The organism is Prevotellamassilia timonensis (genome assembly GCF_021531665.1).
Lineage (GTDB): Bacteria > Bacteroidota > Bacteroidia > Bacteroidales > Bacteroidaceae > Alloprevotella.
Genome location: NZ_JADYUH010000227.1, coordinates 1 through 248 on the forward strand (window position 1 = coordinate 1; position 248 = coordinate 248).

The window sequence follows — 248 nt, forward strand, 5'->3', positions numbered from 1 at the left end:
CGGTATAGTAGGCGCGTAGTTTCTTCGGCAGGAGCATGCGGCAGAACGTACTCTTGCCGAGTCCCTGGCGCTCGCTGACCAGCAGCGGTGCTATCTGACAATCATACACATCCGCGCTTTCTTCTTCGCCGAGCCAACCCTTCACCGCGCCGCGCAGCCAGCGGCGGAACACTTGGTTCCAGAGTTCATCCGAGGAGATACGCGCCGCGAGTTCTCCGACGCGGTCGCGACCGTCCCAGGCGGGGAGG

1 protein-coding gene is annotated in these 248 nt (G+C 63.3%); it reads right to left on the reverse strand.

Translation table 11 applies throughout. From position 1 onward, the window contains the following. Nucleotides 1–248 (reverse strand): virulence-associated E family protein (locus I6E40_RS10870; RefSeq protein ID WP_235387302.1); only part of this gene is annotated, 248 nt, incomplete at both ends.